The organism is Pseudomonas sp. (assembly GCF_026224925.1).
GTDB lineage: Bacteria > Pseudomonadota > Gammaproteobacteria > Pseudomonadales > Pseudomonadaceae > Aquipseudomonas.
Map to the genome: position 1 here is coordinate 1 of NZ_JAMFRV010000728.1, position 6357 is coordinate 6357.

Annotated in this window: 6 protein-coding genes; all 6 read left to right on the forward strand. The window is 58.6% G+C overall.

Annotated elements, in window-relative coordinates:
• A partial coding sequence (locus tag M0974_RS30235) for a DMT family transporter (protein WP_297845595.1) occupies window positions 1–454 on the forward strand: 454 nt, incomplete at its 5' end.
• 201 nt (window positions 455–655) lie between these two features.
• The gene (locus M0974_RS30240; RefSeq protein WP_297845596.1) at window positions 656–3574 is read left to right on the forward strand and encodes a monovalent cation/H+ antiporter subunit A; all 2919 of its coding nucleotides are present in this window, start codon (window positions 656–658) and stop codon (window positions 3572–3574) included.
• Entirely contained in the window at window positions 3574–3918 is a 345-nt protein-coding gene (locus tag M0974_RS30245; RefSeq protein WP_297845597.1) for a Na+/H+ antiporter subunit C, read from the forward strand. Before M0974_RS30240 ends, M0974_RS30245 begins: the two co-directional genes overlap by 1 nt.
• On the forward strand, window positions 3915–5621 hold the full coding sequence (locus M0974_RS30250; protein ID WP_297845599.1) for a monovalent cation/H+ antiporter subunit D: 1707 nt from the start codon (window positions 3915–3917) through the stop codon (window positions 5619–5621). The genes M0974_RS30245 and M0974_RS30250 overlap by 4 nt, the downstream gene beginning before the upstream one ends.
• The gene (locus M0974_RS30255) at window positions 5618–6106 is read left to right on the forward strand and encodes a Na+/H+ antiporter subunit E (protein ID WP_297845600.1); all 489 of its coding nucleotides are present in this window, start codon (window positions 5618–5620) and stop codon (window positions 6104–6106) included. The genes M0974_RS30250 and M0974_RS30255 overlap by 4 nt, the downstream gene beginning before the upstream one ends.
• On the forward strand, window positions 6103–6357 hold a 255-nt coding region (locus tag M0974_RS30260), incomplete at its 3' end, for a K+/H+ antiporter subunit F (RefSeq protein WP_297845601.1). The genes M0974_RS30255 and M0974_RS30260, both read left to right, overlap by 4 nt.

Here is a 6357-nt window from a genome sequence, read left to right on the forward strand (position 1 = left end):
GTTGGCGACCGTGGTCAGCGCCATTGCTATTGCCGCTGAGATCATCCTGATCAGTGCCTACGCGGGCAAGGTCGATGTCCGCCGCGTGACCGTGGTGCAATTGGCTACCGCCTCGGTGCTGTCGTTCATGATGGTCGTGCCCACCGGCGAATCGTTGCCTGACTTTTCCTGGTTATTGGTTATCAGCGCAGTAGGCCTGGGCGCTGCCAGCGCGGCGATTCAAGTCGCCATGAACTGGGCGCAGAAAACCGTATCCCCCACCCGCGCAACTGTGATCTATGCCGGGGAACCCGTTTGGGCCGGAATTGCCGGACGCCTGGCGGGCGAGCGTTTGCCCGCCATCGCTTTGTTCGGTGCAGCATTAATCGTCGCGGGCGTCATCGTCAGCGAACTTAAAAGCCGGAAAAAGGAAGCCGTTCAGGAAGAACAGGATGTGCTGAGCAATGCGGAGTGAATCAGCAGGACCGAGTCGTACCTTCACGAACGAATTGGCTCCCGCAGAAACTCGAACAATACGCAGACTCTCGCAAACATGTTTGCCCCTACCGACTAACATTGTAGCGCATCGCCTGTAGGATCTTGCCACAGGTTGCCGGTTGGTGATCCGCGCCCTGCCACGTATCATCTTCGCCATTTCCTTGCAGATTAGAAGCCTATGTCCCTGATAATTCTGCTGCTTCTGCCCTTTTTCGGCAGCTGTGTAGCGGCACTGCTGCCGCACAATGCGCGTAACGCCGAGTCGATTTTGGCAGGGGTTCTCAGCCTCGTCGGGGCGATCCAGGTTGCGTTGTGGTATCCGCAAATCGCCAACGGCGGCGTCATTCACCAGGAATTTTTTTGGCTGCCCAGCCTGGGCCTGAACTTCTCACTGCGCATGGACGGCTTCGCCTGGCTGTTTTCGATGCTGGTGCTGGGCATCGGAGCGCTGGTGTCGTTGTACGCGCGGTACTACATGTCACCCGACGACCCAGTCCCCAGGTTTTTCGCTTTTTTCCTCGCGTTCATGGGCGCCATGCTGGGTCTGGTGATCTCCGGCAACTTGATCCAAATCGTATTTTTCTGGGAACTGACCAGCCTCTTCTCATTCCTGCTGATTGGCTATTGGCACCACCGCGCCGATGCACGACGTGGTGCCTACATGGCGTTGGTCGTTACCGGCACCGGAGGCCTGGCGCTGTTGGTGGGTGTCATGTTGCTCGGTCACGTGGTCGGCAGCTACGACCTGGACAAGGTGCTCGCTGCCGGCGAACAGATCCGTGCCCACACGCTGTACCCGATACTGCTGCCCCTTATCTTGATCGGTGCCTTGAGCAAAAGCGCACAGTTTCCGTTCCACTTCTGGCTGCCCCATGCCATGGCGGCGCCGACGCCGGTGTCGGCTTATTTACACTCGGCAACGATGGTCAAAGCCGGCGTATTTCTACTGGCGCGATTCTGGCCGGTGCTATCGGGCACCGAAGAGTGGTTCTGGATCGTCAGTGGTGCTGGCGCCTGCACGCTCTTGCTGGGCGCTTACTCGGCCATTTTCCAGAACGACCTCAAAGGCTTGCTGGCGTACTCAACCATCAGCCACTTGGGGCTGATTACCTTATTGCTCGGCTTGAATAGCCCGTTGGCGGCCGTTGCTGCGGTGTTCCATATCCTCAATCACGCGACCTTCAAGGCCTCGCTGTTCATGGCCGCGGGGATCATCGATCACGAAAGCGGCACCCGTGATATTCGGCGGCTCAGCGGCCTGATCAAAATGATGCCGTATACCGCAACACTGGCCATGGTCGCCAGCGCATCCATGGCTGGCGTGCCCCTGCTAAACGGTTTTCTGTCAAAGGAAATGTTCTTTGCCGAGACCGTTTTCATCTCGTCCACTGCATGGGTTGAAATGGCCCTGCCCGTGATAGCGACCCTCGCCGGAGCCTTCAGCGTTGCCTACTCGTTGCGCTTTACCGTGGATGTGTTTTTCGGCCCGAAGGCCACCAACCTGCCCCACACACCTCACGAGCCGCCGCGTTGGATGCGCGCCCCGGTCGAACTGCTGGTGTTTGCGTGCTTGATCGTCGGGGTCTTCCCGGCCCTGTCCGTCGGTCCATTGTTGGCCGCGGCAGCGCAACCGGTGGTAGGCGGTACGCTGCCTGAGTACAGCCTGGCTATCTGGCACGGCTGGAATGCACCGATGATCATGAGCCTGGTGGCCATGGGCGGCGGGATCATTCTGTACCTGTTATTACGCACTTCTTTCAAAGAGGAGCGTTTTACCGGCCCTCCATTGGTGTCGCGCCTGAACGGCAAACATCTGTTCGAACGGACGCTGGTGATCATGATGCGCTGGGCCCGGCGTTTCGAAAGACGGGTCGTTACCAACCGCTTACAGGCGCAACTGTTTTTGCTGGTATTGGTGGCGTTGGTCGCCGGATGGGTTCCACTCTTCCACAGCGGTTTAAGTTGGGGCGATCGCCCAAAAATCCCTGGCTCCGGGGTCTTCGTCACCTTGTGGCTAATCGCGATTGCCTGCGCCCTGGGCGCTGCATGGCAAGCTAAATATCACCGTCTCGCGGCGCTGACCATGGTCAGCGTCTGCGGCTTGATGACGTGTGTAACCTTCGTCTGGTTCTCGGCACCGGACTTGGCGTTGACTCAATTGGTGGTGGAAGTGGTCACCACCGTGTTGATCCTGCTGGGGCTGCGCTGGTTGCCAAGACGTAATGAAAACGTCGCACCGTCGCCGGCTAGCGTCAATCGCGCCAAGGCACGCCGAGTGCGTGACTTGCTGCTGTCGGGACTGGTTGGTGGTGGCATGGCGCTGCTCTCCTACGCCATGCTGACCCGTCCGACACCTAATACCATTTCGTCGTTCTACCTCAGCCGAGCGTTACCTCAAGGCGGTGGCACTAATGTGGTGAACGTCATGCTTGTAGACTTCCGAGGGTTCGACACCTTAGGTGAAATCACCGTATTAACCGCCGTGGCACTGACCGTATTCGCCTTGTTGAGACGCTTCCGCCCACCCAAAGAAAGCATTCCACTGCCTTCGCAACAGCGGTTGCTGGCACGGGATGTGGTCACTGATCTGGTCAACCCTCGCAGTGCCAGCGACACCGCATTGGGCTTCATGATGGTTCCGGCGGTGTTAGTGCGCTTGTTGTTGCCCATCGCGTTCGTGGTGTCGATGTACTTGTTCATGCGCGGGCACAATCAACCCGGTGGCGGATTCGTTGCTGGCTTGGTGATGTCAGTGGCGTTCATTCTGCAGTACATGGTCGCCGGCACGCAGTGGGTCGAGGCGAAAATGAGCCTGCGTCCATTGCGCTGGATGGGCACCGGACTGCTGTGTGCAACGCTGACGGGACTCGGCGCCATGGCGCTGGGCTATCCGTTCCTCACCACCCATACCGCCCATGTGCATCTGCCATTGCTGGGAGACATACACATCGCCAGCGCGTTGTTTTTCGACATTGGCGTCTACGCGGTGGTGGTGGGTTCGACCTTACTGATTCTTACCGCACTGGCTCACCAATCGGTGCGAAGCCATCGCCCGACGTCGTTGCCAAAACCTATTGCCACGCAAGGAGCTGCCTGATGGAAGAAGTCATCGCAATCGCCATCGGGGTACTGGCTGCTTCGGGCGTCTGGCTGATCCTGCGGCCGCGGACCTTTCAGGTGGTGATGGGCCTGTGCCTACTGTCCTACGGGGTCAATCTGTTCATTTTCAGCATGGGCAGCCTGTTCATCGGCAAGGAGCCGATCATCAAGGAAGGCATACCCCATGACTTACTCAATTACACCGACCCGTTGCCGCAAGCACTGGTATTGACCGCGATCGTTATCAGTTTCGCCATGACCGCGCTGTTTCTGGTGTTGCTTCTGGCTTCCCGGGGCCTGACCGGCACCGACCATGTCGATGGCCGGGAGCCTAACGAATGACGCTGTTGAACCCTTCAACCTTAATGAACCAACTGATCGTCGCGCCTATTTTGCTGCCGCTGCTGACCGCCGCCCTGATGTTGATACTGGGGGAAAAGCGTCGACCACTCAAAGCACAGATCAACCTGCTGTCGACCGTGCTCGGGCTGGCGATATCGGTCTGCTTGTTCATCTGGGTACAGAAAGACGGCACCACAGGTTCAATCGGCGTTTACCTGCCGGGTAATTGGGAAGCCCCGTTCGGCATCGTGCTGGTAGTGGACCACTTGGCCGCACTAATGCTGGTATTGACCGGGATCATCGGCGTATGCGCCCTGCTCTTCGCCTTGGCGCGCTGGGATAGAGCGGGCGCCAGTTTTCATGCATTGTTTCAAATCCAGCTGATGGGCCTCTACGGCGCGTTCTTGACCGCCGACCTGTTCAACTTGTTCGTGTTCTTCGAGGTGTTGCTGGCAGCGTCCTATGGCCTGATGTTGCATGGCTCAGGCCGAGCACGGGTCTCAGCGGGCTTGCATTACATCACTATCAACCTGGTGGCTTCGTCCTTGTTCCTGATTGGCGCGGCAATGATTTATGGCGTGACTGGCACGCTGAACCTGGCCGACCTGGCCATGAAAATCCCCCTGGTGCCAGAGGCTGATCGCGGCCTGCTGCAGGCCGGCGCCGCTATTCTGGCCACAGCGTTTCTGGCCAAGGCCGGAATGTGGCCATTGAACTTCTGGCTGGTGCCGGCTTACTCGGCGGCCAGTGCTCCCGTTGCCGCGATGTTCGCCATTATGACCAAGGTCGGCGTGTATACGCTGCTGCGGCTGTGGACGTTGCTGTTCTCCGGGCAAGCCGGTGCATCGGCATTTTTCGGCGGCGATTGGCTGGTTTACGGCGGGATGGCGACGATCCTCACATCGGCCGTGGCCATTCTTGCTGCGCAACGCCTTGAGCGTATGGCGGGCTTGAGCATCCTGGTGTCGGCCGGCATCCTGTTGTCTGCCATCGGTTTTGCGCAGCCGAGTTTGACCGCAGGGGCGCTGTTCTATCTGGCCAGCTCTACCTTGGCCCTCAGTGCGTTATTTTTGCTGTCCGAATTGATCGAGCGCTCGCGTTCGGCCAACGAAATACCCCTTGAAGAAGATGCTGATCAGTTGCCCCGGAACATGGAGTCGCTGCAACCGCCGCCGGGCACCAACCTTGATGACCAACAGAAAGCCGTGGTAGGCCACGTTATTCCGCTGACCAAGGCGTTTCTCGGGCTGAGTTTTATCGCCTGCGCCTTGTTGATTATCGGCATGCCGCCACTGTCCGGGTTTATCGGCAAGCTGACCCTGCTCAGCGCGCTGCTTAATCCATTAGGGCTGGATGTAGCCAAGGACGAAGCCGTGTCTGGAAATAGCTGGGCGTTGATTAGCCTGCTGATTTTCTCCGGACTTGCCTCACTCCTGGCTTTTTCCCGAGTCGGCATCCAGCGTTTCTGGACCCCAACGGATCGGCCGTCACCTCAGCTGCGCAGCTATGAGTGCCTGCCCATCGTTATTTTGCTGGGACTGTGCATTGCCCTGACGTTCAAAGCTGAACCGCTGTTGCGTTATACCCAAGACACCGCGGCGGCGTTGCATGATCCACAGCAATACGTATTGTCCGTGATGGCCGCGCGGCCAGTGCCCGGCCCCACCGCAGCCACCGTGTCAGCTGCGGAGGCACAACCATGAAGCGTTTCTTCCCCGCGCCATGGTTGTCATTGGCACTTTGGCTGCTGTGGCTGCTGTTGAACCTGTCGCTCAGCCCTGGCAACGTATTGCTCGGTGCGCTGTTCGGGTTCATGGCCCCGCTGTTGACCGCACCGCTGCGACCGTTGCCGGTGAAAATCCGCAGGCCGGGGGTGATATTCAAGCTGCTCCTGTGCGTAGGCTGCGATGTCGTAACGTCCAATCTGGCAGTGGGCTGGCGAGTGTGGAATGCCAATCGACACCCGCCTCGACCGGCCTTCGTCAAAGTCCCGCTGGACTTGCACGACGCCAATGGTCTGGCGGCTTTATCGATGATCACTACCGTTGTGCCTGGAACCGTTTGGTCGGAGCTGGCGCTGGACCGCAGCGTGCTACTGATGCACGTGTTCGACCTGGACGATGAGGCGCAATTCATTGAGCACTTCAAGCACCGTTATGAACGCCCGCTGATGGAGATCTTTCAATGAGTGATTTGCTCGCCAACGCCATTCTGATCACCCTCTGCATCTTCGTATTGGCGATGTTTTTGACGTTGATTCGCCTGTTCAAGGGGCCGTCGGCGCAGGACCGGGTCTTGGCGCTGGACTACTTGTACATCCTCGCCATGCTGATGATGCTGGTGCTGGGCATCCGCTATGCCAGCGACACCTATTTCGAAGCCGCGCTGTTGATCGCGCTATTCGGTTTTGTAGGGTCCTTTGCACTGGCGAAATTTCTA

Bases quoted from the DNA above. Each gene is read 5' to 3' on its own strand.
- M0974_RS30240 (WP_297845596.1), top strand. From the start codon at position 656: ATGTCCCTGATAATTCTGCTGCTTCTGCCCTTTTTCGGCAGCTGTGTA.
- M0974_RS30245 (WP_297845597.1), top strand. From the start codon at position 3,574: ATGGAAGAAGTCATCGCAATCGCCATCGGGGTACTGGCTGCTTCGGGC.
- M0974_RS30250 (WP_297845599.1), top strand. From the start codon at position 3,915: ATGACGCTGTTGAACCCTTCAACCTTAATGAACCAACTGATCGTCGCG.
- M0974_RS30255 (WP_297845600.1), top strand. From the start codon at position 5,618: ATGAAGCGTTTCTTCCCCGCGCCATGGTTGTCATTGGCACTTTGGCTG.